A 26,019-nucleotide genomic window follows, 5' to 3' on the forward strand; every position below is an offset into this window, starting at 1 on the left:
GATGCGTAAAAAACAACGGAGACTTTTGGTACCACTAGGCTTACTCGGTCTGGGGATTGGCGCGACTTATTTTTTATTTCGTGATCGACCAGATAATCAATTCCCGAAACTGGATAAAAAACAAAGCACAGACACGATTCCCCATAAACAAAGCAATTTTTTCTTAATGGTTGATGATGGTTTACCACTAGCTGTAACGATTACGCAACCCACTGATAACGAGAAAATTAAGGGGATTGTTCAAATCATTCACGGTATTCTCGAGCATAAAAATCGTTACCAAGATTTCGCTAATTTTTTAGCAGATAATGGTTATGTCGTACTAACAAGCGACAATCGTGGACATGGTGAATCCGTGAATCAACAAAATCCGCTAGGGCATATGCCTGGGGTTGACCGAATGGTTGCAGATCAAGTTTACTTAACTACTTTTATTAAAGAACAGTATCCAGACGTTCCAATGTATTTATATGGTCATTCCTTTGGATCGATTTTAGCTAGAAATTATCTAAAAGAAAACGATCAATTAATTGATAAGTTGTTACTGACAGGAACGGTTTCTTATCAAAAACTTGCACCATTGGGTATTCAATTGGCTAAAATCGCTAATAAATTAACAGGCGAACAAAAACATTCATGGTTATTGAAACGACTTTCTGATTATGGGAATGAAGATAAAAGCTGGCTAACGAATGATTTAAGTCAAATTGAAAAATTAGAAAACGATACTCAAATGATTCCTGGTTATACGAACCAAGGTGTCGCAACGATTTGGCAAGCAGACTATGAATTAAAACAAATCAAAAAATACCACTGTCAAAACCCAATGTTACCGATTTTAAGTTTGAGTGGGATGGAAGATGAAGAAATTACTGGAGGTTTGACTGGACTAGCCGATACAAAAGCGACATTAGAAGCGATTGGCTATCAAGATGTTCAAATTTTTGAATACGAAGGCATGAAACATGAAGTATTAAATGAAATTGAAAATGCTCTGGTTTACCAACGAATTCTGGATTTTTTTGAATCATAAAAAATACGCCCCTTTTCATCGACGAAGTTCAATGAAAAGGGGCGTATCGTATTTTATTTAGTAGTGATTAACGGTTGCTAATGACTTCAACCTTATAGCCGTCTGGATCTATTACGAAATAGTATGAAGGTGGGACACCTGGTAGGCCTTTTAAGTCCGTTACTTCAAAACCTTGTTCTGTATGTACTTTGTGTAAAGCAGCTACATCATCTGTTGAAATCGCGATGTGTCCATAACCGTTTCCAAGATCATAACCTTCATGATCATAGTTATAAGTTAATTCAAGTTCATAACCATCTCCTGGTAGCGTTAAATAAACCAGAGTGAATTTTGCTTCTGGGAAATCACGACGGCGATCTTCTTCAAAGCCGAACGCTTTTTGATAAAAGGCTAGTGACGCTTCTAAATCTTTTACACGTACACAAGTATGAGCCATTTTCATTGATACATCATCCTCTCAAACTAATACTATTATCATAACATACCTCTTATCGTTCTGTATAATATTATTTGAATTGTCGGAAAGTCAAGTGGCAAGACTCTGATATAACGCTTGTATATTGATGAGTATTTCGTTAGAATAAAGAAAAGCTTTACTGGAGGATGACGATGAGCGTACCAACTTTTGGAGTAAAAGAAGCAGGCATTCAGTACAAAGCAAGGCATGGGGTGTATGTAGTGATAGCTGACACCATGAAAGAAAAAATTATTCTTGTGCAAGCACCAAACGGAGCTTACTTTTTACCGGGAGGAGAAATCGAGAGTGGGGAGACCCATTTGGAGACAATCGATCGGGAAATGCTAGAAGAGTTGGGCTTTGAGGTTGAAGTAACGACGTATTTTGGTGAGGCAGTCGAATATTTTTATTCACGCCATCGCGATACCAATTACGAACACCCTGGGTATTTTTATCGAGTGACACAATGGGATCAAGTAGCTGAGCCAACAGAAAAAACCAACAACTTGCTTTGGGTTACACCTCAAGCAGCCTTGGAACTCCTGAAGAGAGGAAGCCATCGTTGGGCAGTTGAGCAGTGGTTGCAACAAAATTAAATCAAATCATACAAAAACGACGCCTCCACTTAGGAGCCGTCGTTTATTTTAGTTTAAAACAAATTTTTCAATCGCAACGGCAACACCGTGTGCGTCATTTGAAGCGGTAATAAAACTTGCAGCATTTTTAATGTTTTCAGTTGCATTCCCCATAGCAATCCCAAGTCCTGCATATTCAATCATAGGTAGATCGTTTTCATTATCACCTAAAGCCATGACTTCACGTGCTTCAAGACCCAGTTGTTCGGCAAGCTGTTTGACTGCCGCCCCTTTATCGACTTTTTTATTTAAGAATTCTAAGAAGTAAGGTGTGCTTTTAACAATTGTATACTTATTATAGAACTCTTGGGGAATCTTAGTGATGGCTGCATCTAAAATTTCTGGATCATCAACCATCATCATTTTCATGATATTTAAATCAGGTGTAATTTCTTCCGGCGTACGGAATTTCAATGGCATGTCGACTAAATGAGACTCTAATACCGTGTAACGACTAATGTCACGGTTTGAAGTATACATAAACTTTTCAGTTTCAGTATGAAAATGCACGTTTAATTTACGAGCTAAACCGTCAATTGCAATATAATCATCATGTGTTAAGCCAACTTGCGAAATGATTTCTTGTGATTTTGTTTTTTGGATTAATGCGCCGTTATAAGTGATAACATAGTCATTTTCACTATAAAGATCTAATTCAGCAATTAAATCTTGGACACCGGTTAAGGGACGGCCGGTACAAAGGACGATTTTCACTCCTTTTTCTTCGGCTTTCTTTAACGTTGCTTTTACTTCTTCGGTTAGTTGATGATTACTTGTTAAAAGTGTACCATCGATATCGATGGCAATTAACTTAATAGACATAATATCCTCCAATAATGTTTAATTAATCAATGCACCATTATGAATATGGGACGCAAAGTGTTTGTAAGTCTCTCCAAACAAATCATAGTTATCTTGGAGCGAAAGGTCAACCATTTCTTTTGGAAAATAAAAACGGTGGTCACCTTGGCCTTCACCAGCCAAAGCTTTAACTAGTTGACTGACTTTAGATAATTCGACTAAACTGCCGTCTTTTTCTTGTAATTCAATTTGTGTACGGTGTTTATTTGATTCCGGACGATAAAAGTCGTAAGGTAAATCAAAACTGGAGTGGACTGCAGTATAGTAATTCGGGTTATAGCCCACGGTTTCAACTAAATGTTGCATATGTTGAAGCAATGCGGTTTGATTATTTTCTTCAAAACGGCAAGATTTTAAAGGTTTTCGGTTTAAAAATCGATAAGCCAAATCGTTCAATAAGACATCTGCTTCATCTTGCCATAAAATAAAGTACGTATTTAATACGCCGTCATCGAGTCTTAAATAGTCGTCAATGGTAAAATTTCCTTCTAAAAAAGGGACAAGTAAGGGTGAATTGCGTAAGAAAATCTCAGGATTGTTCTGATAGCATTCTCGTGCTCTTTGTAGCAAATGTTCAAGGATCACTTCCATACCGCGCGATGTTGGATGGAAATAGACTTGCATGTACATCTGGTAACGGCCAACAATGTAATCTTCTACCGCGTGCATGCCATTCATTCCAAAAGCAATTCCGCCGTCATAAGGCCGAATGACACGTAAAATTCGCGTGAGATCAAAGGTACCGTATTCGGTTCCGGTAAAATAGGCATCACGTAATAAGTAATCCATGCGATCGGCATCAATTTGACTGGAAATCATTTGAATGACTTGTTGGTTAGGATACGTCTTTTGAATGACACTTGCAACTTTTTCAGGAAAACCAACAGCGACCTTATTCAAAATTTGGTAAATTTCGGTATTCGGAGAACAGATAATTTGAACGGTTAACGCTTCGTGATTTGTCTGGAAAATGTGCTCAAAAGTGTGAGAATAAGGTCCGTGTCCGACATCATGCAGCAAGGCGGCGCATAATGTGATGAGTCGCTCCTGATCGTCCCATCCGCCCAGACCAATTTTATCAATGGAATAGTTTCGTTGGAATAAATCACAAATGCGACGTGTAATCTCATAAACACCAAGAGAGTGCGAGAAGCGACTGTGTTCTGCACCGTGGAAAGTAAATGAACTTGTTCCTAGTTGTTTAATTCGGCGTAAACGCTGAAATTCTTTTGAATCAATTAAATCTAAAATGACTTGATGTTGAACGTGAATGTAGTTGTGGACCGGGTCACGAAAGACCTTTTCATTGGGCAGGAGTTGATTTTTGTAAGTTGTCATTTTATTTTCCCTCCTGAATCATTTGATTGCGCTTTTTCATATTATCTATTTTTCGTTGAAGTTGCTCGCTCAACTTGTTCTTTGTTATCCATGGTAGAATAGCAGAGATGCTGTCGTCGGCTACAAATAATTGTTTAAAACGTTCTTTAACTTGCTCAATACTTAAAGGTGTATCGAGTAGTTCCTCTAAAGTGACCATACTTGCTGGGTCAACGATAGGAAAACTAGGGTCAGGTTGAAGGGGATCCAAGCTATCTCGGTAAAAATCGGCGACCATTTGACCGCGAGTCATCTGGTTACCGTTCACGCTTAAGTACATCATCACAGCAATGCCTTCTTTCACCCGGCGTTGCGCGATCCCGGCAATTTTTCGACCACCGACGCTTAAGTCATATGCGCCAGGACAATAAGATGTTGGGATTTCGTAGGCTTCAATGGTTAATTCAGGAAAAGCTTGTTGTGTTAAGTGCCACATGACTTCATAAGCAGCATCCGTTGAAGCAACTTCAGCTGTTTTTGGAAAAATCAGGCTAATATTCAAGGTCCCTTCATCAGCGATGACGCCTAAACCACCTGAGTTTCGGACAATCGGAGTATACGGTACTGGAATATTTTTCAGTCCTTTTGCTAAAAAAGGGGTACGTGTATCTTTCATCCCTAAAATAAAGGTGTTTTCTAATTGCCAAAAGTGTAGAATTTTTATATGATTTGAATGAACGAATTCACCAAAGATGTCCGTGAGCCCAAAAGGAAGTAATTGTTCTTCTTTGCTCACCATTTTTTGATCATAAATAAGTCGTTGCATAATAACCCTCTTTTAATTGAATTTTTACTGTTATTTCTATTATATATGAAATGTAGCAAAAAAGCCGATTAAAAGAAAGAGAAATGAGTAGAAGGAGAAGGATATGAAGTTAAAAAAAGGCATGCCAGTTAATATTTTTTTGAAAACAATGATTGAACAAAAAGAAGGGAAAGAAGAATTTCTTTATGAAATTACGGGACAAGTTGCACGTGTCGGTCACAATTTGTACATCCGTTACGAAGAACCTCAAGCAGATGGCGTGTCTTTTTCGCCAGTTACGATTAAGATCTATCCAGACCAAAGTGTACAATTAATTCGAACAACAGCCGAGGCGCGTGTTCGCTTACATTTTCAATACGAAGAAACAACTGAAACGATTTATAAAACGCCATATGGTAGTATGTTTTTTCATGTGTATACAAAAGAGCTACATACAAGTTTAACCGATCATCCGTTGGCCGGAAAAGTTCGTGTAAACTATGATTTATTAATGCAGGATGAGAAAATTGGCTCTTATGAGGTCTACTTGGAATTTACTGCCTAAGATTTGAAAAAAAATGCGAGAAAAAATTGCTTTTCGTTCGACATTTTTGTATGATTAGACGTAGACTGTGAAAGGACGTGTCCCGAGTGGAAATTAATGTATTTAAAGACAGCGATAAAACTGAGTTATCAATGATTGAAGTCGCACATGCGATTTTAGCTCAAAAAGCAGATGTAATGGATTTTTCTGATTTGGTGAACCAAATTCAAACTTATTTAGGTAAATCAGATAGTGAGATTCGTGACTCATTAGCGCAGTTTTATACCGACTTAAACATCGATGGTAGTTTTATTTCTTTAGGCGACAATCGTTGGGGCTTACGTTCATGGTATGCGATTGATTCGATTGATGAAGAGATCAACCATGGATTAGAAGACGAAGAAGACGAAGATAAACCAAAACGTAAAAAACGTAAAAAGGTCAATGCCTTTATTACTGGCGACGAAGACGCAATTGATTATAACGATGACGATCCAGAAGATACAGATCTGGCGGACGAAGATGATGATGAATTATTCGAAGATGAAGACGAAGATGATGAAGAAATCAAAGCATATAACTCAGACTTACAAGAAATCGGTGCTGATAAAGACGATGAAGAAGAGTTAGTTGGTAGCATTGAAGAGGAATTAACCATCATTGATGAAGACGACATCGAAGAAGACGAAGATGATGAAGAGTACGGTGAAGAAGCGTAACTTCAAATAAAAAAGAAGGGGTCCTTGACAATTATGTCAGGGATCCCTTCTTTTTTATTTAGAATCGATCATTTAAAAATTGTTCCTCGGATTGAATTCTTTTCTTCTGATTGATTTCATAATTGGCAACAAATACGCAAGAATAAAGAGCATTTAATAGATAATCCATACTTAACTGTGAAGAAAAAGTCGATAATTTCACATCTTTACTTTCATTTAGTGCAACGGGAAGTAAAATATCTGCTAATTTTCCGATGTGGGAATCAGGATCAGCCGTAAGTACAATCAATTGCACGTTGCGTTGTTTTAAAATCTTGGCAATGTGATAATTATTTTTACTTTCACCACTATAAGACAATAAAATGGCACAGTCGTTTTCATTAAAGGTATTTGCTAAGTGATGATCTTCTCCAGGGACATGTGCCGATAAGATATGATAGCCAATTTTCATCATCCTATTTTGAAAGTTTAAGGCAGGTATCGCAGTGTCGCCATAGGCAAAGATTCCAACATGTTTGGCAGTTGTTAGGCGCTTAACGCAAGCTTCAAGGGTATCATCAGAAAAGAGTGAGGCTGTTTGATTTAACGAGTGAATGGATAATTCACGTAATTTCATGGTAATATCCGTATACGTATCGTCTTCTGAAAAAGGAAAATCCGCATCCACAAACAAGGTTTCCTCAGGTTGGTGGTGTAATTGGGAAGCAAGTTGTAATTTAAAATCTTTAAACCCCTTCAAACCGATTTTCCGACATAGCCGAACGATACTTGAAGTGGACGAAAATGTTTGCAAAGCTAAATCCTGAATCGATTGATGTAAGATTTTTTCGGGATCTTGGAGAATCTGCTGTGCGATGAGTTTTTCGGTAGGGTTAAAATCAGACTGTTGTTGCAGAATGGATAAAATATTCATGGAATCACCTTTTCTATCGTTTATCTATAGATGAATAAATGAAAAAAAGTTCCAAAAGAAAAGTGAAATACTCACAAATCTTGAACTTTATGTCAAAATGAAGGGGGAGAGTTTACCTTTAGAACCCCTTATGCTTTAATAAGTGTAACACAAAGATGGAGGAGATTATATGTTAAGTATTGCTTATATTGGAAATGGGAAGAGTACGAATCGTTACCATGCGCCTTTTGCTCAAAAAGTTGAAAACATCCAAATAAAAAAAATCTACTCACGCAGCGAACCCGTTTGGGACAAATTAGAAGGCACCGAATACGTCTCAGATATTAATGAAATCTGGACGGATGAGGCAATTGAATTGGTTGTTATTTCAACGCCACCGTCAAGCCATTACCAATTGGCAAAAGAGGCACTATTGAAAGGGAAAAACGTCTTAGTTGAAAAACCATTTTGTGATACAACAGAGGAAGCGTTAGAACTTTTTGCATTAGCAGAGAAATCGAACTTGATGCTTCAATGTTATCAAAATCGTCGTTTTGATTCTGATTTTTTAACCGTTCAAAAAGTGATTGAAAGTGGTGTCTTAGGTGAAATTTTAGAAGTTGAAATGCATTTTGATTACTTCCGCCCAGAAGTACCATTAAATACGCAACACTTTTCAAAATTGGATGATTTCTACTATTCACATGCCTGTCATACACTTGATCAAGTCTTATCTTATTTTGGAAATCCTTTAAACACCAATTATGATGTCCGCCAATTATTAGGGGAAGGACGCTTGAACGATTATTTTGATTTGGATTTGTATTACCAAGAGGGACTAAAAGTTTCGGTTAAATCGAGTTATTTCCGGATTAAAGAACGTCCAAGTTTTATTGTTTATGGGACAAAAGGCTGCTTTGTTAAACAAACAAAAGACCGTCAAGAAGAGCACTTGAAACTCTTTTATATGCCAACGAATGCTGATTTTGGAATTGATTTGCCAGAGCATTATGGCGTATTAACGTATATAGATGATCAAGGATTGTACCATGAAGAAAAAGTGGTTTCAGAAGTCGGCGATTACAGTCGTTTCTATGAAGCAGTCTATCAAACACTTAAACATGGAGCGCCACAACTTGTTACGAAAGAACAAACGCTAAAACAAATCGAGATGCTAAATGAAGGTATCAAACAAATGAATGACAATCTTAAATAAAAAAATGGCAAAACTTTCTACATTCAGAAGGTTTTGCCATTTTTTGTGTCTTAACGTATACTGTAATCAGTTACAAGAACGCGTCCTAAGGGAATCGAACCCCTGTCTCAAGAACCGGAATCTTACGTGATATCCACTACACTAAGGACGCAACACTCAATTAGGTTATCAAACTTTCAGAATAATTACAAGGGGAATTTAAATGAAATTTCAACAGCAATTATCCCATAGTCAACAACAGAACCAAACGCAAAAGCTTGCAATGACGCAACAGTTGCAACAATCGATTCAAGTTTTACAGTTTTCAAGTGAAGAATTGCATGCTTTTATCGAAAACGAGGCATTAGAAAATCCATTACTTGGTGTGGAGGAATACGATTATCCGATTAGCAGTCAAGGACTCAGTCAGTTACGTGGAGATGAAAGTGATTACTTTTCTCAAATACCTGATCAAAGCTTGTCACTGTTTGAATCGTTAATTGAGCAAGTTCACTTAAATTATCGCGATACTTATTTAAGAACGTTGATTTTATTTTTAGTCGAGTACATTGATTTGAATGGTTTTTTAACAATTACGTTGGAAGAAGCGGCTGAGCAAACAGGCAGTAGCGCAATTCAAATGTTAGATGCACTGGTTTTATTACAGCAATTAGATCCCGCTGGTGTGGGTGCGCGTAATTTACAAGAAGCACTAATGTTGCAGACAGAACGCGACGACAGCGCACCGAATTTAGCTTATATTGTACTAGAAGAATTTTTTGATTCTCTAGTGAATCGCAAGTGGGACGTTATCGCGAAACATTTTGAGATTCGATTACAAGATGTTCAAGAGATTTTTGATTATTTGCAGCATCTAACGCCAACTCCGGGTGCAATTTTTGGTGATACGAAAGATCTATATATTGTCCCAGATTTAAGCGTTAAGATTAACGGTGATACGATTGAGCTACTATCAAATAAAAAAAGTGTACCAAAACTTATCTTTCAACAAAATTATTTTGAGCAAATGAAAAAAAGTGGCGACAAAGAAGTCGTTGCCTACTTAAAAGAGAAACAACAAAACTTTCAAATATTACAAAAGATGATTATGCAACGTGGCGATACAATTTATCGTGTCGGACAATTTATTGTGGAACATCAAAGAGAATTCTTTTTAAATGATGAGCGCCCAATAAAACCGTTAATTTTAAAAGAAGTCGCAGAAAGTTTGGATGTGCATGAATCAACGGTCAGCCGAGCGGTTAATGGCAAATATTTAGCAACTGATTTTGGTGTGTTTGAGCTAAAAACATTCTTTAGTCACAAATTAGTCTCTAAGACAGGGGAAGAAAGTTCGACCGATGATGTCAAACAGCGCCTCAAAAAAATTGTGGATCAAGAGAATAAACAAAAGCCGCTTTCAGATCAAAAAATTGTTGATTTGCTGAAAGAAGAAGGTATAGAACTTTCCCGGAGAACCGTCGCTAAGTACCGTGAACAACTAGGGATCTTAGGCTCTTCAAAGCGCAAACGTTACGAATAAAAGAATGAATGAGCCAGAGATTCCTCTTGGTTCATTCATTCTTTTCGCTTTTATTAGTTGCGTAAAAAAAGACATTATGCTAGAATTAGTCTTGTGAGGGATAACAAAAAACTTCGGAAATCTTTTTTTTGCTCTATCTGGGTCATGTTAAGTCTATATGGGACATAAACAGTCCAAGGAGGGTTCGTATGTTGGATGATCTAAAAATAATTGAATCAATTGCACCAGATTTTTTTCAAACGATTCAAGAACGTTATCGGATTTTACAAAATATTTATTGGATGCAGCCAGTAGGGCGTCGCGTCTTAGCCGATACATTAGATACTACCGAACGCGTCCTTAGAACAGAAACGGATTTATTGAAGAAATTAGAACTCATTGACACATCTAAAAGTGGAATGCAATTGACAACTAAAGGCGAACGTGTTTATCATCAATTAGGACACTTAACCGATCAGTTGTTTGGAATGGATCGTCTAGAACGAGCCTTAGCCAATCACTTCGGTATTAGCCGTTGTTTAATTACACCAGGAAATAGTGATCAACAAGAAAAAGTCATTGATGAATTAGGTTATCTATTATGGGATAGTTTAAATCAAAAACTGCCAAATGGCCGGAATATTATTGCGGTGATGGGTGGGACAACAATGGCCAAAGTTGCTGAGAAAGTTTCCAATCTTGAAACAAGTCACCGACACAATTTATTTGTACCTGCTAGAGGTGGGATTGGTGAGTCTGTTAAAGTGCAAGCCAATTCAGTTAGTGCGATGATGGCGATGCAATCAAGAGGTGATTATCGTTCGCTTTATGTACCCGAACAACTAAGTTCGGCAACGTATGATTCACTCTTACAAGAACCTTCTATTTTAGAAGTGTTGAACTTAATTAGTGAAGCAAACTGTGTCATTCATGGAATTGGTCGAGCGATTCATATGGCAGCACGTCGAAAAATGACAGAAGAACAGATGGTCATGCTTAAGCAAAAAAATGCAGTAGCAGAATCGTTTGGTTACTTTTTCAACGAAGATGGCGAAGTGGTTTATCGAATTCCACGCATTGGTTTACAACTGAAGGATCTTTTAAATATCCCGTATGTTTTTGCAATTGCTGGTGGAAAAAGTAAAGTCAAAGCGATCAATGCTTATATGAAGAATGCACCAAAACAAACGTGGCTCATCACTGATGAAGCCGCAGCAAATGCGATTTTAAAAGGGGTCACCCTTTAAAAATAAAATTTTTATGATTTTCATAAGGAGGAAATCTTAAATGACAATTAAAGTAGGTATTAATGGATTTGGACGTATCGGACGCTTAGCTTTCCGTCGTATCCAAAATGTAGCAGGTATTGAGGTAGTTGCAATTAACGACTTAACCGATGCAAAAATGTTGGCTCATTTATTAAAATATGATACAACACAAGGCCGTTTCGACGGAACTGTTGAAGTTCACGAAGGATCTTTCAACGTAAACGGAAAAGAAGTAAAAGTTTTAGCTAACCGCAACCCTGAAGAATTACCATGGGGCGAATTAGGCGTAGACATCGTTTTAGAGTGTACTGGATTCTTTACTTCTAAAACAGCAGCTGAAAAACACTTAGCAGCAGGTGCTAAACGCGTTGTTATCTCTGCTCCAGGTGGAGACGACGTTCCAACAATCGTTTATAACGTTAACCATGACATCTTAACTGGTAAAGAAACAGTTATTTCAGGTGCTTCATGTACAACAAACTGTTTAGCTCCAATGGCTAAAGTATTAAACGACCAATTTGGTATCGTTGAAGGTTTAATGACAACAATCCATGCATACACTGGTGACCAAATGACTTTAGATGGACCACACCCTAAAGGTGATTTCCGTCGCGCTCGTGCAGCAGCAGAAAACATTATCCCTAACTCAACAGGAGCAGCTAAAGCAATTGGTTTAGTAATTCCTGAGTTAAACGGTAAATTAGACGGAGCAGCTCAACGTGTTCCTGTTGCAACTGGTTCATTAACTGAATTAGTAACAGTTTTAGATAAAGCAGTTACTGCAGACGAAGTGAACGCAGCAATGAAAGCAGCAGCTGACGAATCTTACGGCTACAACACAGACGAAATTGTTTCTTCTGATATTATCGGAATCACTTACGGTTCACTATTTGACGCAACTCAAACACGTGTATTAACTGTAGGCGACAAACAATTAGTTAAAACAGTAGCTTGGTACGATAACGAAATGTCTTATACAGCACAATTAGTTCGTACTTTAGAATACTTCGCTAACTTATAAGATTCTAAATCGAGTCGAATAAATAATATTAAGCGGGGAAGCGACGCGCTTCCTCGCTTTTTTAATGAAATTTATCTACCTAGGAGGCAATCACCCATGGCAAAGAAAACAGTCAAAGATCTTGATTTAAAAGACAAAAAAGTCTTAGTACGTGTTGATTTTAACGTTCCATTGAAAGATGGCGTTATTACGGATGATACTCGTATCAAAGCTGCTTTACCAACAATCAATTATGTTTTAGAAAATGGCGGAAAAGCGATTTTATTCTCGCATTTAGGTCGTGTTAAAACAGAAGAAGATAAAGCAGGTAAATCTTTAGCACCAGTTGCAAAACGTTTAGGTGAATTATTAGGAAAAGAAGTAACTTTTGTTCCTGAAACTCGTGGAGAAGAACTAGAAGCAGCCATTGCCAACTTAAAAGATGGTGAAGTGGTTGTTGTTGAAAATACACGTTTTGAAGACGTTGATGGCAATAAAGAAAGCAAAAATGACCCTGAATTAGGGAAATATTGGGCATCTTTAGGTGACGTATTTGTAAACGACGCGTTTGGTACAGCTCACCGTGCACATGCTTCAAACGTAGGGATTGCTTCAACGGGAATTCCAACAGTTGCGGGCTTCCTAATGGAAAAAGAAATCAAATTTATTGGAGATGCAATTGCTGAACCAAAACGTCCAATGGTGGCGATTTTAGGCGGAGCGAAAGTATCCGATAAAATTGGTGTTATCAAAAACCTTATCCCGGTTGCAGATAAAATTCTTATCGGTGGTGGAATGACTTATACATTCTATACAGCAAAAGGAATGACAGTCGGCGATTCATTAGTTGAATTAGATAAAGTTGAATTAGCTAAAGAGTTATTAGCAGAAGCAGGCGATAAAATTGTTTTAGCGGTAGATATCGTTACAACACCTGAATTCTCAAATGATGTTCCAACAACTGTGATGTCAGGTAATATTCCTGATGGTATCATGGGATTAGATATTGGTCCTAAAACAGTGGAACTATTTAGCGGTATTTTAGCAGATGCAAAAACAGTTATTTGGAACGGTCCAATGGGTGTCTTTGAATTATCTAACTTTGCAAACGGAACGATTGGTGTCTGTGAAGCAATTGCGAACTTAACGGATGCAACAACAATCATCGGTGGTGGTGATTCAGCAGCTGCAGCTGAACAATTAGGTTTTGCGGATAAGTTTTCACACATTTCAACAGGCGGTGGCGCAAGCTTAGAATTATTAGAAGGTAAAACATTACCGGGCTTAGCGGCAATTAACGATAAATAAAAGGAGTGTCTATTCGATGCGTAAACCAATTATTGCAGGAAACTGGAAAATGAATAAAACGTTAGCAGAGGCAGTTGACTTTGCTAAAGCAGTTAAAGGTGCGGTTCCATCAAATGATGTTGTTGATTCAGTAATTGGATCGCCAGCATTATTCTTGGCTGCATTAGCAGAAGAAGTAAAAGGTACTGATGTGAAACTTTCAGCACAAAATTCTTACTGGGAAAATACTGGTGCTTTTACTGGTGAAAATTCACCAGCAGCGATTGCTGATTTAGGTGTTCAATATGTTATTATCGGTCATTCTGAACGTCGTGAGTACTTCCACGAAACAGATGCAGATATTAACAAAAAAGCTAAAGCAATTTTTGCAAACGGCATGACACCAATTCTTTGTTGTGGTGAGTCATTAGAAACTTACGAAGCAGGCAAAACTGCAGAGTGGATCGAAGGACAAATTACAGCTGGTTTAGAAGGTCTATCTGACGCACAAGTTTCAAACTTAGTGATTGCATATGAGCCAATTTGGGCAATCGGTACAGGTAAATCAGCAGATGCTAATATTGCGGATGAAATTTGTGGTGTTGTTCGTCAAACAGTTGAAAAACTTTACGGCGAAACAGTTGCACAAGCAGTTCGTATCCAATACGGTGGTTCTGTAAAACCAGAGAACATTGCTGAGTATATGGCAAAAGAAAACGTTGACGGTGCTTTAGTCGGTGGTGCAGCTTTAGAGCCTGCTTCATTCTTAGCATTATTAGACGCTGTTAAATAAAATTCAATTATTATTTGCAGAAAACGTTAAAATTCATTACAATAATAAGTAATCAAGAGGTTGGCTAGCTGACCTTAAGATAAAACAATTTTAAAGGAGAGACATAACATGTCAATTATTACTGATATTTACGCTCGCGAAGTCTTAGACTCTCGTGGAAACCCAACAATCGAAGTAGAAGTTTATACAGAATCAGGTGCGTTTGGTCGTGGAATGGTTCCATCAGGCGCTTCAACTGGGGAACACGAAGCGGTTGAATTACGTGATGGCGTTAAAGATCGTTACTTAGGTAAAGGTGTAGAAAAAGCTGTTGAGAACGTAAATACAACAATCGCAGAAGCAATTGTCGGATATGACGTTCGCGATCAAATGGCTATCGATAAAGCGATGATTGAATTAGATGGAACTCCAAACAAAGGAAAATTAGGCGCGAACGCAATCTTAGGCGTTTCAATCGCTGTTGCCCGTGCAGCTGCAGATTACCTAGAAGTACCTTTATACCACTACTTAGGCGGATTCAATACAAAAGTATTACCTACGCCAATGATGAACATCGTTAACGGTGGTTCTCACTCTGACGCACCAATTGCTTTCCAAGAGTTCATGGTATTACCAACTGGCGCGCCAACATTTAAAGAAGCTTTACGTTGGGGAGCAGAAATCTTCCACGCATTAGCTAAAATCCTTAAATCTCGTGGTTTAGAAACATCTGTCGGTGACGAAGGTGGATTCGCTCCTCGTTTTGAAGGAACTGAAGACGGTGTTGAAACAATCTTAGAAGCGATCAAAGCAGCTGGTTTAGAGCCAGGTAAAGATGTTTACTTAGGATTTGACTGTGCAGCAGCAGAATTCTACGAAGACGGTATTTACAACTATGCTAAATTTGAAGGTGAAGGCGGAGCGAAACGCACTTCAGCTGAACAAGTTGATTACTTAGAAGAATTAGTTAACAAATACCCAATCATCTCTATTGAAGATGGTATGGACCAAAACGACTGGGATGGATGGAAACTACTTACTGAGCGCTTAGGCGAAAAAGTTCAATTAGTAGGTGACGATTTATTCGTTACAAACACTGAAATCTTATCTCGTGGAATCAAAAATGATACAGCAAACTCAATCTTAATTAAAGTTAACCAAATCGGTACTTTAACTGAGACATTTGAAGCAATCGAAATGGCGAAAGAAGCTGGCTACACTGCAGTTGTCTCTCACCGTTCAGGCGAGACTGAAGATTCTACAATCGCAGACATCGCTGTTGCAACAAACGCTGGCCAAATCAAAACTGGTTCTTTATCACGTACTGACCGTATTGCAAAATACAACCAATTATTACGTATCGAAGACCAATTAGGTGAAGTAGCAGTTTACAAAGGTTTAGAAGCTTTCTACAACCTAAAAAACAAATAATTTAAATTAGAACTTTCTATCTCGTTGTTTATGCAATGGGATAGAAAGTTTTTTTGTTGTAAACAATTGAAACGTTCACTTTCAACTGTTTTTTTAATATTAATTACCAATTCGATATGCTATCATAAAAAATAAAGGAGTTTCTTATGAAAATAATCGGATTAATTGGTGGCATGAGTTGGGAAAGCACGGTGACTTATTATGAACAGATTAATCAGCTAGTAAATCAACAATTAGGTGGCTTACATTCGGCAAAAATACTTTTGGCAAGTGTAGATTTTAATGAAATTGAGGCCTATCAAAGAACTGGTGAATGGGAGAAAAGTGGCAACATTCTAGCCGATGAAGCGATAAAACTTGAAAAAGGTGGGGCTGACTTTATTTTGATTTGCACGAATACCATGCATAAAGTATTTGATCAAATTCAAAAGAAGGTTTCGATTCCTATCCTACATATTGCAGATGCAACGATTGCAGCATTAAAAGAACACCAAATGAAACGCGTAGGCTTGTTAGGAACCAAATATACAATGCAGCAAGATTTTTATAAGGAAAGAATAATGAATGCAGAAATAGCTATTTTAATTCCGAAAGGTGACGAAATCGATAGAGTGAATGATATAATTTTTGAGGAGCTTGTACGTGGTGTTGTGAGGCAAGAGTCTAAAAAAGAATATCTGAAAGTTATTGATAGTATGATTGCAAGAGGTGCGCAAGGGATTATTTTGGGGTGTACGGAGATTGGATTATTGGTTTCGCAAGAAGATGTTACTGTTCCGATTTTTGATACGACCTTAATTCATTCGGAGCAAGCAGTGAGAGAATCGTTAGCTGAAATACAAAGAAAGGGATCCTGACATAAGTCGTGATCCCTTGTTGGCATACGAAAGTTTGGACGATAAATGGTGACAAAGGTCTGCTCTTTAGAAAATTTTCGTTAAATTTGAGCAATTGAAAGTCTAAATTGTTCGAATGTACCTCCAGTTTTTCAGAGAAAAGCGATTTTTGTCACACCGCCTAGTCTATTTTATAAATAATGAGTGGGTGAAACTCTATCTGTTTCAGTAATCTCTCGTAGTACACGACACGGATGACCGACAGCGATGACATTAGCTGGAATATCTTTATTAACCAGGCTTTTCGCACCAATAATACTTCCTTTACCAATTGTCACACCAGGTGCAATCGTTACGTCGCCACCAATCCAAACGTCATCTTCAATGACAATCGGTAAAGCGACTTCTAATCCGGTTCGACGTTCAATCGGATCAAAGGCGTGGTTAGCAGTATACATACCACAATTAGGACCGATGAAGCAATATTTACCAATCGTAATTTTCCCACCATCCATTAAATAAGCATTCCGATTAATAAACGAACCTTCACCAATCGTTGAATACAAACCATAATCTGCCCAAATTGGATTCATGATGATTGTATTTTTGGCTTTATTTGGGAATAATTTTGCGAGCAAAGATTCACGCTCGTCGCTATTCATTGGTAGTAAGTTGATTTTGTGGCACAAGTCCATCGCTGTTTCGCGTTCAGCAATTAATTCAGTATCACCGTTTGGATCGTACCATTCACCAGCAAAGCTCTTTTCTTTTTCAGTTTTCATAAGAAATCCTCTCCATTCTTCTTATGACTTAGACTAGCGAAACGAGAAGATGATGTCAAGGTTTCATCGCTACTTTCTGTGATATAATTATCGTAGTCAAAGGAGTGAGAAGATGTTTCGAAAAGCGGTTGAAGAAGATGTTCTAGCGTTGGAGCAATTACTGACAGAAGCTTGGCGTGTGACGTATGAAATGCTCTACTCTTCAGATTATATTGAACGAGTGATTATGGAATATTATAATCCAATACGGTTAATGAACGAAGTCACACAGACTTCAAGAGAATGGTCGGGCTATTACGTTTATGAGATGGAAGGTAAAATTGTCGGTTGTATTGGTGGTGGCATCGATACAGAAGATAATGGAAGTATTTACGTTCTATATCTTGATCCCATTGAAAAAGGTAAAGGTTATGGTAGTGCGTTACTTGAAAACTTTACAATGTTACAAAAACAAACACAAAAAATAACGACACAAACCGTTAGTGTTGCTGAAAATAACCAAATGGGGTTGCCTTTCTACGACAAAATGGGATTTATTAAAAAAGCGAAGCAAAAAACACATAATGCTCTTGAGAATGAAGATTATCAAACATTGCTCTTAACGAGAGAAGTCTAGTTTTTCGATTGAAAGCGTGATTTCTTCTAGTAAAAGAAAAAAACTTATGATAAAGTATTACTGATGGATACTATGGTAAAAAGGAGGTTTTTTTACATGTATAATTTTATTTTAGGAGCAGTCCTATTCATTTCAGCCATTTTGATTGTGACAATTATGTTGCAACCAAGTAAACAAAATAGTGCAGCGAGTGCTTTTGGCGGGGGTGCAGACCAACTTTTTGGTAAACAAAAAGCTCGTGGATTTGAAGCGGTGATGCAAAGAACAACAGCTGTTTTAGGATTTGTATGGATGGTTTTACTTTTTGTGCTAGTACTTTTATCATCGACAAACTAAAAATAAAGAACTTAGAATTTGGTAGGTTAGGAGTAGTGGCGGAATTTTCCGGTATTTTTAATCCAAAGGCCTGATTCTGGGTTCTTTTTTTGTCGACGAGCCCAGCTCTAAAGGGTATTTCAACTTCTTGTGTGTTAAAATGATAATTGAGGTGAAGAATAAATGAAACAATTACCAGCAAGTCTTTTTTTTGAAAAAGGCCCGCGTGCAGTGTTGCTGTTGCACGCTTATACAGGAAGTTTTAATGATGTCAGAATGTTGGCTCGTTTTTTAGAAAAAAATCAATATACTGTTTATGCCCCTTTATTCTCGGGGCATGGGACCAAAAATCCGGAAGATATTTTAGAACAAACGCCGGAGCAATGGTGGCAAGATGCTCAAGCGGCACTTGCGTTTTTAAAAGAAAAAGGGTACAAAGAAATTGCCGTTTTTGGTTTATCAATGGGTGGCATTTATGCTACGCGCCTGTTAACCTTAGCTGATTCGGCGATTATTGGGGGCGGGGCGTTTTGTTCACCACTTGTTAAACGAGAAAACACCGTTCATCAAAATTTTATGCTTTACGCAAAACAGGTGTTACAAGAAGCGTGGGATTCAGCAAGGGAACAAAAGATTGCGCGTGATTCTGTAACACAATTAACAGAAATCGAAGAATTTTCAGCAGTCGTTTACGAACAATTGCCGGAAATTGCGCAACCTGTTTTCCTTGCGCAAGCAGGAAAAGATGCGTTAATCAATCCGCAAGTCGTATTTGATGCGGCAAAGCAGTTACAACAAACACGTCTGACTTTACAGTGGTACCCCGAAAGTGGGCATGTGATTACGGTCGGCGTGAATCGGAAAGAATTGGAAAAAGATGTGCTTCATTTTATTGAAGGATTGTCTTGGAATGAGGAAAATAAATGAAAGAAACAATTAAATCAAAAGTCATTGATTTTATGGAAGCAAGTACCAAAAAAAGCTTCTCTTTAGAGCAAATTGCTGAAGGCCTAGGCCTACAGTCTGGTACTGATTTTAAAGCGCTCGTAAAAACGATTAGTACTATGGAGCAAGAGAAGAGTGTGATTTTCACGAAAAAAGGAAAAGTGAAATTGCCTCAAATGAAACTTCTCTTGGAAGGAACATTCCGTCGTAATGAACGTGGCTTTGGGTTCGTAACGATTGATCCAGAAGAAGATGACGTATTCATACCAAAAGAACAAACCTTACTTGCCCTAGATGGCGATACGGTTGCAATTGATATTACACAACCAGCGGATCCTTTTAGAGAAAAAGGTGCCGAAGGGAAAGTGGTTGAAATTCGTCAACGTCAAGTTACACAAATTGTTGGTGAATTTAGTTTGTTTAGCGAAGAAGAAATTCAAGAAACCCAATTATATGGCGTTGTTGTACCAAAAGATAAAAAATTAAGTGGCTTCCGTGTGTTAGTGTCAGACGAAGGTGTGCGACCAACGGATGGTAGCATCGTGATTGTCGAAATCACTCATTATCCTGAAATTGAATATGGCATGACTTTTGAAGGAATTGTTAAACAAGTCATTGGCTATAAGGATGACCCGGGAATGGATATTTTATCAATTGTGATTGCCAATGGAATCACGACAAAATTCCCAGAAGATGTGTTAGCACAAGCTGACGAAGTGCCAGATATAATTGACCCTGCAGACTTTTTAGATCGTCGTAATTTAATCGGTCAAGAGATTGTGACGATTGATGGCGAAGATGCGAAGGATCTAGATGATGCGATTACTGTTCGAAGATTGGATAATGGCAATTATTTTCTGGGCGTGCATATTGCCGATGTATCGTATTATGTGACGCAAGGAAGCCCACTGGATCGCGAAGCGTTTGAACGTGGAACAAGTGTTTACTTAACCGATCGTGTGATTCCAATGATTCCACAACGTTTGTCAAACGGCATTTGTTCATTGAATCCAAATGTTCCGCGTTTAGCAATGAGTTGTGAAATGGAAATTGATAGCACGGGTAAAATTGTCCAATACGATATTTTTGAAAGTGTGATTCAAACAACGGCTCGTATGACTTATACAGCGCTGAATGCGATTTTAGACGAAGAGGACCCGGAAACAATTGAAAAGTATGCTTCTCTTGTCCCAATGTTTAAGGAAATGGGCGAATTGCATCATATTTTAGAAGAGATGCGTAAACGCCGAGGAGCGGTCACTTTTGAAGATAACGAAGCCAAAATTGTTGTTGATGAAGAGGGACATCCGTTAGATATCGTCTTTCGTGAACGAGGCGTAGGTGAACGTTTGATTGAATCCTTTATGTTAGCGGCTAATGAAACGGTTGCGCAACACTTTAATCAAAAAAAATTCCCCTTCATTTATCGTATTCATGAAGAACCAAAAGAAGAAAAAATTCGTCGATTTATTGATTTTGCATCGATTTTAGGAATTGTCGTGCAAAATAAGAAAGGTTCAGTTGACCCGAAAACGTTACAAGCCATCATTAAAGAAGTATCTGGGCGACCAGAATCACTGGTTTTAAATACGATGTTATTAAGAAGTATGCAACAGGCGAAATATTTAGAAGACAACTATGGACACTATGGTCTAGCAGCTGAGTATTATACGCACTTCACTTCGCCGATTCGTCGTTATCCAGATTTAATTGTGCACCGCTTGATTCGCTCGTATCAACAAAATCCATCTGAAGAAAACCAAGCATATTGGGCCGAAGAATTGCCTGAAATTGCCTTTCATAGTTCACAAATGGAACGTCGTGCTGTAACGACTGAACGTGAAGTTGATGCATTGAAGAAAGCTGAATTTATGGCAGATCATGTTGGAGAAGAGTTTGACGGAGTGATTAGTTCGGTCTTGAAATTTGGATTCTTTGTTGAATTACCGAACACAATCGAAGGATTAATTCATATGAATACCTTACGACAAGATTATTTCCATTACTTTGAAAATCACTTAGCGTTAGTTGGGGAACGAACAGGTACTACGTTTAAATTAGGACAAAAAGTTCGGATTAAAGTGACAAAATCGGATCCTGAAACACGTGAAATTGATTTTGAGTTAGTCGATGCAGAGCCTGTTGCACCGATTGTAATGCGAGATCGCAAACAAAATAAAACGAATAATCAAAAAACGACACATCAAAATGTGATCGTTGATGATACAAAAGGGAATAAAGAAGGAAAAGGCAAGAAAAAAGGAAAGAAAAAACCATTTTATATTTCTGCTGTTAAAAAGAATCGGAAAAAAACCGATAGAAAGAAATGAGGCTTGGAGGGGTATAGATGCCAAAAGGCAAAGGAAATGTAATTGCGCAAAACCGCAAAGCGAGTCATGACTATATTATCATCGACACACTTGAAGCGGGGATTGTTTTGCAAGGTACTGAAATAAAATCGATTCGTAATAGTCGTATCAACCTAAAAGATGGGTTTATCCGTATTCGTAATGGTGAAGCATTCTTATCAAATGTTCATATTAGTCCATACGAACAGGGAAATATCTTTAATCATGATCCGTTACGTACCCGGAAACTATTGCTACATAAAAAACAAATTCACAAATGGGAAACGGAAGTCAAGAACTCTGGAATGACCATTGTGCCATTACGAGTCTATTTAAAAGATGGCTTTGCAAAAGTGTTGATTGGACTTGCTAAAGGGAAGAAAGATTATGATAAGCGAGAGTCACTCAAACGAAAAGATCAAGATCGACAAATCCAACGTATACTGAAAAACCGATAGTAGCAGGATTTTACAAGAGTATTTTTCCGAAACATGCTCTTTCGAGGAGCTTAAAGCAATTTGAAAAACCTTTACTATTAGTAAAACGAGGGGTCTGTTTATTTACAATTACAATTTCAAATGGATAGATTCAAGAATGTTACTGAAAAGTTTTGAAATTTTCTCTAGTAAGTGCTATGATACGAGTTGTCATTAACTATGAGAAAAAACGAACAAACTTTTTTCGTCGTTGGGATTATTAGAAAGAGGTGAAGAGTTTTGGAAGAGCGTTCACTCCTATTTCAAATAGGACCTATTTGGTTTGATGGTACCCTAATTTTTATGACCCTACTTACGTGTATAATTATTTTTTCAGTTGTTTATATTTGTACAAGAAATTTACAATTGAAACCAAAAGGGAAACAAAACTTCATTGAATACATCATTGATTTTGTTCGAGGAATATTAAGTAGCCAGCTGCCAAGTAGAGAAGTGAATAATTATCATTTGTTAGGTTTTACCTTGTTTTTATTTATTTTAGTTTCAAATGAGATTGGTTTAGTGACAAAGATTGTCACAGCAGATGGTACAAACTTATGGAAGAGTCCAACTGCAGATCCAATTGTCACCCTGGCCTTAGCTATGATGGTTATTACCTTCACCCATTACATGGGGATCCAACAACAAGGCTTCAAGGATTATTTAGTAAACTCCTATTTGAAACCCGTTAGTTTTATTTTACCGATAAAATTACTTGAAGAATTTACCAACGTTATTAGTTTAGGTCTACGTCTTTATGGGAATGTTTTTGCGGGGGAAGTTCTTTTAGGATTAATCGTTTCAATGGTTGGTTCATTAGGTTGGATTGCTATACCATTAGCGATTCCACTGGAGGTCGTTTGGATTGGATTCTCCTTATTTATTGGTGGGATTCAAGCATACGTCTTTGTTACACTGACAATGGTGTTCTTAAGTCATAAAATTGCACCAGAGCATTAATTAGTAAAGTAATACAACGATATTAGGAGGAAAATATTATGAATTTTATCGCAGCAGGATTAGCAATTGTCGGATCAGCACTAGGTGCAGCATACGGAAACTCAAAAGTAGTTTCTAAAACATTGGAGTCAATGGCTCGCCAACCTGAGTTATCTGGAGAGTTACGTTCAACAATGATTATCGGGATGGCCTTTATCGAAGCTGTGCCAATTTTAGGGGTTGTAGTTGCCTTACTTCTTGTTTTAAACTAATAACAAGAAACGAAGCAGAAGTGATTAATGTCAACAATCCTTCTGCTTTTTTTTGAATCATAAAATGATTATGAAAAGAAAAACCCAATAAAGAATAGGAGTGTCTAGCAAATGCTAAATCACTTATTTTTACTAAATGCTGGAGGACATCCAACAATCATTAGTAGCGTGTTTGTTGTAACAGGCTCGTTTATTTTGTTATTAGTGTTGATTAAACACTTCGCTTGGGAACAAATAACCGAGATTTTTAAACAACGAGAAGAACGCATTAGCAATGATTTAGATTCAGCAGAACAAGCGCGCATTCAAGCAACCGCTTATGAATCCGAAATCAAAGCTCGTTTAGAAACATCAAAACATGAAGCAAACGAAATTATTCAAGAAGCAAAAAAAATTGGAGAATCAAACCGCCAAACTGTTTTATCTGAGACAAAAGAAGAAGTGGCACGTATGAAAGCGAAAGCAGAAGAGTTGGTTGCTTACGAACGTGAAAAAGCATTAGCGGAAGCTAAAGCTGAAGTTGTGGAACTTTCACTTCAAGTCGCAGAAAAAATCTTAAGTCATGATTTATCGCTTGAAAATCAAACAGCGTTAATCGATCAGTATATTGAAGGCTTAGGAACAAATCATGAGTAACAATAAGTATCAAGTTGCAAAACGATACGGCAAAGCCTTATTTCAATTGGCGGAAGAAGAACAAGAGCTAGATGCCGTTTTTCATGATGTCAGTCATCTACGTCAACAACTTGTAGCCATTCCAGAATTAATTCCCTTTTTAAAGCAAACGAGTATTGAATGGCCAGCTAAAAAAGTCGTGTTAGATGAACTGTCAACAGAGTATACTGAAACAGTTAAAAAAACACTGGCAGTGATTGGTGAAAACCGACGATTGGCAGAATTAATCGTTATTTTAGACGAATATGAAACACGATACAATGAAGCAAAAGGGATTATAAAAGCGCAAGTAACAACGGTAGTTCCTTTGACTAGCGCTCAAAAAGAACAATTAATTCAAAAGTTAAAAACGCAATTTCATTGCAATATCGTTCGATTAGAAGAAACGATCGACGCTGGTATTTTAGGCGGTGTCGTTATTCGAGTGCGTCATCAAGTACTAGATGGCAGTCTAAAGACGCAACTAAGCAAGCTAAAAAAAGAATTGAGTCGCTAGGACAAAGTAGAAGAGGTGAAGCGGATGTCCATTAAATCAGAAAAAATTAGTGCTCTGATTAAAGAGCAAATTAAAAATTATCAAAATACCGTTTCGATTGAGGAAACTGGTACCGTCACATATGTTGGTGACGGTATTGCTCGTGCACAAGGATTAGAAAATGCGATGAGTGGTGAGTTACTGGAATTTTCAAATGGTGCTTTTGGTATGGCTCAAAACTTGGAAGCCAATGACGTCGGAATTATCGTATTAGGTGATTTTGAGACGATACGTGAAGGCGATCAAGTCAAACGTACAGGAAAAATTATGGACGTACCAGTTGGAGATGCGCTAATCGGTCGTGTTGTGAATCCATTAGGTCAAGCAATTGATGGCTTAGGTGCAATTGAATCAGATAAATATCGTCCGATTGAAGCAGAAGCGCCGGGAGTAATGCAACGTCAATCGGTTTCAGAGCCGATGCAAACGGGTCTAAAAGCCATTGACGCCTTAGTTCCAATTGGTCGTGGACAACGTGAGTTAATTATTGGTGACCGTAAGACTGGGAAAACCGCGATTGCGATTGATACGATTATCAATCAAAAAGGTCAAGATGTTATTTGTATTTATGTTGCAATCGGTCAAAAAGATTCAACTGTACGAACACAAGTTGAAACACTTCGAGAATATGGTGCACTAGATTACACAATCGTCGTTGCAGCTGGAGCTTCTCAACCTGCGCCGCTACTATACGTTGCACCTTATGCAGGTATGGCAATGGCAGAAGAATTTATGTATCAAGGCAAACACGTTTTAGTTGTTTTTGATGACTTGTCTAAACAAGCAGTTGCTTACCGTGAGTTGTCATTACTCTTACGTCGTCCGCCGGGTCGTGAAGCTTATCCAGGAGATGTCTTTTACTTGCATTCACGTCTATTAGAACGTGCAGCGAAATTAAGCGATGAGCTTGGTGGCGGATCAATTACCGCGTTACCGTTTGTTGAAACACAAGCGGGCGATATTTCTGCTTACATTCCAACGAACGTGATTTCGATTACAGATGGTCAGATTTTCTTAGAAGGCGATTTATTTTATGCTGGGATTCGTCCAGCTGTTGCAGCTGGCTTATCGGTTTCACGTGTTGGTGGCTCTGCGCAAATTAAAGCAATGAAAAAAGTAGCCGGTACATTACGTCTTGATTTAGCAAGTTATCGCGAATTGGAAGCTTTCACACAGTTTGGTTCTGATTTAGATACGGCAACGCAAGCGAAGTTAAACCGAGGCCGTCGTACAGTTGAGATATTAATTCAAAAACTTCATTCGCCGTTAGCGGTTGAAAAGCAAGTCGTGATTTTATATGCATTAACGCACGGCTTCTTAGATACGATACCAGTGAATCGTTTATTAGAATTTGAAGCAGGTCTGTTTGAATACATAGAAACAACAAATAATGAGTTGTTTGAAACGATTCGTGTAACAAAAGACTTACCTTCAGAAGAAGCGTTAGATAGTAGTATTAAAGCATATTGCGACTTGTTCTTATCAACAGGTGAGGATGCCGGATCGACTCAGGCCAAACTAGCAGCATTAGAAAATGCGTAA

Annotated in this window: 28 protein-coding genes and 1 tRNA gene; 22 read left to right on the plus strand and 7 right to left on the minus strand. The window is 37.8% G+C overall.

What is annotated here, in order from left to right:
- Position 1 precedes the first annotated feature (1 nt).
- Entirely contained in the window at positions 2-1,033 is a 1,032-nt protein-coding gene (locus tag IEV09_RS00080) for an alpha/beta fold hydrolase (RefSeq protein ID WP_188366227.1), read from the plus strand.
- Positions 1,034-1,100: 67 nt separating this feature from the next.
- Here IEV09_RS00080 and gloA read toward each other — a convergent pair whose 3' ends face one another.
- A complete protein-coding gene (gene gloA / locus IEV09_RS00085) occupies positions 1,101-1,475 on the minus strand; it encodes a lactoylglutathione lyase (protein WP_188366228.1) in 375 nt (124 codons plus the stop codon).
- 167 nt (positions 1,476-1,642) lie between these two features.
- Between gloA and IEV09_RS00090 the strand changes: the two genes are divergently transcribed.
- Positions 1,643-2,086, plus strand: a complete 444-nt coding sequence (locus tag IEV09_RS00090) for an NUDIX hydrolase (RefSeq protein ID WP_188366229.1) — start codon at positions 1,643-1,645, stop codon at positions 2,084-2,086.
- Between the two features lie 48 nt (positions 2,087-2,134).
- Here IEV09_RS00090 and yidA read toward each other — a convergent pair whose 3' ends face one another.
- The 3 genes from yidA to IEV09_RS00105 are packed head-to-tail and all read right to left on the minus strand — an operon-like array spanning position 2,135 to position 5,129.
- Positions 2,135-2,947 (minus strand): sugar-phosphatase, encoded by an 813-nt coding sequence (yidA, locus tag IEV09_RS00095; protein WP_188366230.1) that lies wholly within the window; start codon positions 2,945-2,947, stop codon positions 2,135-2,137.
- Between the two features lie 18 nt (positions 2,948-2,965).
- Positions 2,966-4,324, minus strand: coding sequence for an HD domain-containing protein (locus IEV09_RS00100; protein WP_188366231.1), 1,359 nt, complete (start codon positions 4,322-4,324; stop codon positions 2,966-2,968).
- Position 4,325: 1 nt separating this feature from the next.
- Positions 4,326-5,129, minus strand: a complete 804-nt coding sequence (locus IEV09_RS00105; RefSeq protein WP_188366232.1) for a lipoate--protein ligase family protein — start codon at positions 5,127-5,129, stop codon at positions 4,326-4,328.
- 103 nt (positions 5,130-5,232) lie between these two features.
- Here IEV09_RS00105 and IEV09_RS00110 point away from each other — a divergent pair, with 103 nt between their 5' ends.
- Entirely contained in the window at positions 5,233-5,673 is a 441-nt protein-coding gene (locus tag IEV09_RS00110; protein WP_188366233.1) for a YwiB family protein, read from the plus strand.
- An 86-nt stretch (positions 5,674-5,759) separates the two neighbouring features.
- Entirely contained in the window at positions 5,760-6,371 is a 612-nt protein-coding gene (gene rpoE, locus IEV09_RS00115) for a DNA-directed RNA polymerase subunit delta (RefSeq protein ID WP_188366234.1), read from the plus strand.
- A 58-nt stretch (positions 6,372-6,429) separates the two neighbouring features.
- Here rpoE and IEV09_RS00120 read toward each other — a convergent pair whose 3' ends face one another.
- Positions 6,430-7,284, minus strand: coding sequence for a MurR/RpiR family transcriptional regulator (locus IEV09_RS00120; protein WP_188366235.1), 855 nt, complete (start codon positions 7,282-7,284; stop codon positions 6,430-6,432).
- Between the two features lie 169 nt (positions 7,285-7,453).
- Here IEV09_RS00120 and IEV09_RS00125 point away from each other — a divergent pair, with 169 nt between their 5' ends.
- Entirely contained in the window at positions 7,454-8,479 is a 1,026-nt protein-coding gene (locus IEV09_RS00125) for a Gfo/Idh/MocA family oxidoreductase (protein ID WP_188366236.1), read from the plus strand.
- Positions 8,480-8,558: 79 nt separating this feature from the next.
- On the opposite strand, the gene IEV09_RS00130 is transcribed toward IEV09_RS00125, so the two are convergent.
- Positions 8,559-8,630, minus strand: a tRNA-Arg gene (locus IEV09_RS00130).
- Between the two features lie 51 nt (positions 8,631-8,681).
- Between IEV09_RS00130 and rpoN the strand changes: the two genes are divergently transcribed.
- From rpoN to IEV09_RS00165, 7 genes are all read left to right on the plus strand, one after another.
- Positions 8,682-10,001 (plus strand): RNA polymerase factor sigma-54, encoded by a 1,320-nt coding sequence (gene rpoN, locus IEV09_RS00135; RefSeq protein WP_188366237.1) that lies wholly within the window; start codon positions 8,682-8,684, stop codon positions 9,999-10,001.
- 188 nt (positions 10,002-10,189) lie between these two features.
- Positions 10,190-11,227, plus strand: coding sequence for a sugar-binding transcriptional regulator (locus IEV09_RS00140; RefSeq protein WP_188366238.1), 1,038 nt, complete (start codon positions 10,190-10,192; stop codon positions 11,225-11,227).
- 40 nt (positions 11,228-11,267) lie between these two features.
- Complete coding sequence (gap, locus tag IEV09_RS00145; protein ID WP_188366239.1) at positions 11,268-12,269, plus strand: type I glyceraldehyde-3-phosphate dehydrogenase; 1,002 nt, start codon at positions 11,268-11,270, stop codon at positions 12,267-12,269.
- A 96-nt stretch (positions 12,270-12,365) separates the two neighbouring features.
- Entirely contained in the window at positions 12,366-13,556 is a 1,191-nt protein-coding gene (locus IEV09_RS00150; RefSeq protein ID WP_188366240.1) for a phosphoglycerate kinase, read from the plus strand.
- 16 nt (positions 13,557-13,572) lie between these two features.
- Positions 13,573-14,328 carry a triose-phosphate isomerase gene (tpiA, locus tag IEV09_RS00155; RefSeq protein ID WP_188366241.1) on the plus strand — a complete coding sequence of 252 codons (756 nt, stop codon included), beginning with the start codon at positions 13,573-13,575 and terminating at the stop codon, positions 14,326-14,328.
- A 108-nt stretch (positions 14,329-14,436) separates the two neighbouring features.
- Positions 14,437-15,738 carry a phosphopyruvate hydratase gene (eno, locus tag IEV09_RS00160; RefSeq protein ID WP_188366242.1) on the plus strand — a complete coding sequence of 434 codons (1,302 nt, stop codon included), beginning with the start codon at positions 14,437-14,439 and terminating at the stop codon, positions 15,736-15,738.
- Positions 15,739-15,884: 146 nt separating this feature from the next.
- Complete coding sequence (locus tag IEV09_RS00165) at positions 15,885-16,595, plus strand: aspartate/glutamate racemase family protein (RefSeq protein WP_188366243.1); 711 nt, start codon at positions 15,885-15,887, stop codon at positions 16,593-16,595.
- A gap of 170 nt (positions 16,596-16,765) precedes the next feature.
- Here IEV09_RS00165 and IEV09_RS00170 read toward each other — a convergent pair whose 3' ends face one another.
- Positions 16,766-17,356 carry a sugar O-acetyltransferase gene (locus tag IEV09_RS00170; protein ID WP_188366244.1) on the minus strand — a complete coding sequence of 197 codons (591 nt, stop codon included), beginning with the start codon at positions 17,354-17,356 and terminating at the stop codon, positions 16,766-16,768.
- A 112-nt stretch (positions 17,357-17,468) separates the two neighbouring features.
- Between IEV09_RS00170 and IEV09_RS00175 the strand changes: the two genes are divergently transcribed.
- From IEV09_RS00175 to atpA, 10 genes are all read left to right on the plus strand, one after another.
- Positions 17,469-17,972: a GNAT family N-acetyltransferase gene (locus IEV09_RS00175; protein ID WP_188366245.1), complete on the plus strand. Its 504-nt coding sequence runs from the start codon at positions 17,469-17,471 to the stop codon at positions 17,970-17,972.
- 96 nt (positions 17,973-18,068) lie between these two features.
- Complete coding sequence (gene secG, locus IEV09_RS00180) at positions 18,069-18,308, plus strand: preprotein translocase subunit SecG (protein WP_188366246.1); 240 nt, start codon at positions 18,069-18,071, stop codon at positions 18,306-18,308.
- 162 nt (positions 18,309-18,470) lie between these two features.
- A complete protein-coding gene (locus IEV09_RS00185; RefSeq protein ID WP_188366247.1) occupies positions 18,471-19,214 on the plus strand; it encodes an alpha/beta hydrolase in 744 nt (247 codons plus the stop codon).
- Entirely contained in the window at positions 19,211-21,562 is a 2,352-nt protein-coding gene (gene rnr / locus IEV09_RS00190) for a ribonuclease R (protein WP_188366248.1), read from the plus strand. Before IEV09_RS00185 ends, rnr begins: the two co-directional genes overlap by 4 nt.
- A 17-nt stretch (positions 21,563-21,579) precedes the next feature.
- Positions 21,580-22,038, plus strand: coding sequence for an SsrA-binding protein SmpB (smpB, locus tag IEV09_RS00195; protein ID WP_188366249.1), 459 nt, complete (start codon positions 21,580-21,582; stop codon positions 22,036-22,038).
- 258 nt (positions 22,039-22,296) lie between these two features.
- Positions 22,297-23,016, plus strand: coding sequence for a F0F1 ATP synthase subunit A (atpB, locus tag IEV09_RS00200; protein WP_188366250.1), 720 nt, complete (start codon positions 22,297-22,299; stop codon positions 23,014-23,016).
- Between the two features lie 38 nt (positions 23,017-23,054).
- A complete protein-coding gene (atpE, locus tag IEV09_RS00205) occupies positions 23,055-23,267 on the plus strand; it encodes an ATP synthase F0 subunit C (RefSeq protein WP_188366251.1) in 213 nt (70 codons plus the stop codon).
- Positions 23,268-23,378: 111 nt separating this feature from the next.
- On the plus strand, positions 23,379-23,903 hold the full coding sequence (atpF, locus tag IEV09_RS00210; protein WP_188366252.1) for a F0F1 ATP synthase subunit B: 525 nt from the start codon (positions 23,379-23,381) through the stop codon (positions 23,901-23,903).
- On the plus strand, positions 23,896-24,438 hold the full coding sequence (atpH, locus tag IEV09_RS00215; RefSeq protein WP_188366253.1) for an ATP synthase F1 subunit delta: 543 nt from the start codon (positions 23,896-23,898) through the stop codon (positions 24,436-24,438). Before atpF ends, atpH begins: the two co-directional genes overlap by 8 nt.
- Positions 24,439-24,462: 24 nt before the next feature.
- Positions 24,463-26,019: a F0F1 ATP synthase subunit alpha gene (gene atpA / locus IEV09_RS00220; protein ID WP_188366254.1), complete on the plus strand. Its 1,557-nt coding sequence runs from the start codon at positions 24,463-24,465 to the stop codon at positions 26,017-26,019.

Source organism: Enterococcus alcedinis (assembly GCF_014635985.1).
Classification (GTDB): domain Bacteria; phylum Bacillota; class Bacilli; order Lactobacillales; family Enterococcaceae; genus Enterococcus_I; species Enterococcus_I alcedinis.

Coding starts and splice junctions, on each gene's coding strand:
- IEV09_RS00110 (WP_188366233.1), top strand. CDS start 5,233: ATGAAGTTAAAAAAAGGCATGCCAGTTAATATTTTTTTGAAAACAATG.
- IEV09_RS00090 (WP_188366229.1), top strand. CDS start 1,643: ATGAGCGTACCAACTTTTGGAGTAAAAGAAGCAGGCATTCAGTACAAA.
- IEV09_RS00100 (WP_188366231.1), bottom strand. CDS start 4,324: ATGACAACTTACAAAAATCAACTCCTGCCCAATGAAAAGGTCTTTCGT.
- IEV09_RS00125 (WP_188366236.1), top strand. CDS start 7,454: ATGTTAAGTATTGCTTATATTGGAAATGGGAAGAGTACGAATCGTTAC.
- IEV09_RS00120 (WP_188366235.1), bottom strand. CDS start 7,284: ATGAATATTTTATCCATTCTGCAACAACAGTCTGATTTTAACCCTACC.
- tpiA (WP_188366241.1), top strand. CDS start 13,573: ATGCGTAAACCAATTATTGCAGGAAACTGGAAAATGAATAAAACGTTA.
- IEV09_RS00105 (WP_188366232.1), bottom strand. CDS start 5,129: ATGCAACGACTTATTTATGATCAAAAAATGGTGAGCAAAGAAGAACAA.
- yidA (WP_188366230.1), bottom strand. CDS start 2,947: ATGTCTATTAAGTTAATTGCCATCGATATCGATGGTACACTTTTAACA.
- gap (WP_188366239.1), top strand. CDS start 11,268: ATGACAATTAAAGTAGGTATTAATGGATTTGGACGTATCGGACGCTTA.
- secG (WP_188366246.1), top strand. CDS start 18,069: ATGTATAATTTTATTTTAGGAGCAGTCCTATTCATTTCAGCCATTTTG.
- IEV09_RS00150 (WP_188366240.1), top strand. CDS start 12,366: ATGGCAAAGAAAACAGTCAAAGATCTTGATTTAAAAGACAAAAAAGTC.
- IEV09_RS00175 (WP_188366245.1), top strand. CDS start 17,469: ATGTTTCGAAAAGCGGTTGAAGAAGATGTTCTAGCGTTGGAGCAATTA.
- IEV09_RS00185 (WP_188366247.1), top strand. CDS start 18,471: ATGAAACAATTACCAGCAAGTCTTTTTTTTGAAAAAGGCCCGCGTGCA.
- eno (WP_188366242.1), top strand. CDS start 14,437: ATGTCAATTATTACTGATATTTACGCTCGCGAAGTCTTAGACTCTCGT.
- IEV09_RS00140 (WP_188366238.1), top strand. CDS start 10,190: ATGTTGGATGATCTAAAAATAATTGAATCAATTGCACCAGATTTTTTT.
- gloA (WP_188366228.1), bottom strand. CDS start 1,475: ATGAAAATGGCTCATACTTGTGTACGTGTAAAAGATTTAGAAGCGTCA.
- IEV09_RS00080 (WP_188366227.1), top strand. CDS start 2: ATGCGTAAAAAACAACGGAGACTTTTGGTACCACTAGGCTTACTCGGT.
- atpE (WP_188366251.1), top strand. CDS start 23,055: ATGAATTTTATCGCAGCAGGATTAGCAATTGTCGGATCAGCACTAGGT.
- atpH (WP_188366253.1), top strand. CDS start 23,896: ATGAGTAACAATAAGTATCAAGTTGCAAAACGATACGGCAAAGCCTTA.
- smpB (WP_188366249.1), top strand. CDS start 21,580: ATGCCAAAAGGCAAAGGAAATGTAATTGCGCAAAACCGCAAAGCGAGT.
- IEV09_RS00170 (WP_188366244.1), bottom strand. CDS start 17,356: ATGAAAACTGAAAAAGAAAAGAGCTTTGCTGGTGAATGGTACGATCCA.
- rnr (WP_188366248.1), top strand. CDS start 19,211: ATGAAAGAAACAATTAAATCAAAAGTCATTGATTTTATGGAAGCAAGT.
- IEV09_RS00165 (WP_188366243.1), top strand. CDS start 15,885: ATGAAAATAATCGGATTAATTGGTGGCATGAGTTGGGAAAGCACGGTG.
- atpF (WP_188366252.1), top strand. CDS start 23,379: ATGCTAAATCACTTATTTTTACTAAATGCTGGAGGACATCCAACAATC.
- rpoN (WP_188366237.1), top strand. CDS start 8,682: ATGAAATTTCAACAGCAATTATCCCATAGTCAACAACAGAACCAAACG.
- atpA (WP_188366254.1), top strand. CDS start 24,463: ATGTCCATTAAATCAGAAAAAATTAGTGCTCTGATTAAAGAGCAAATT.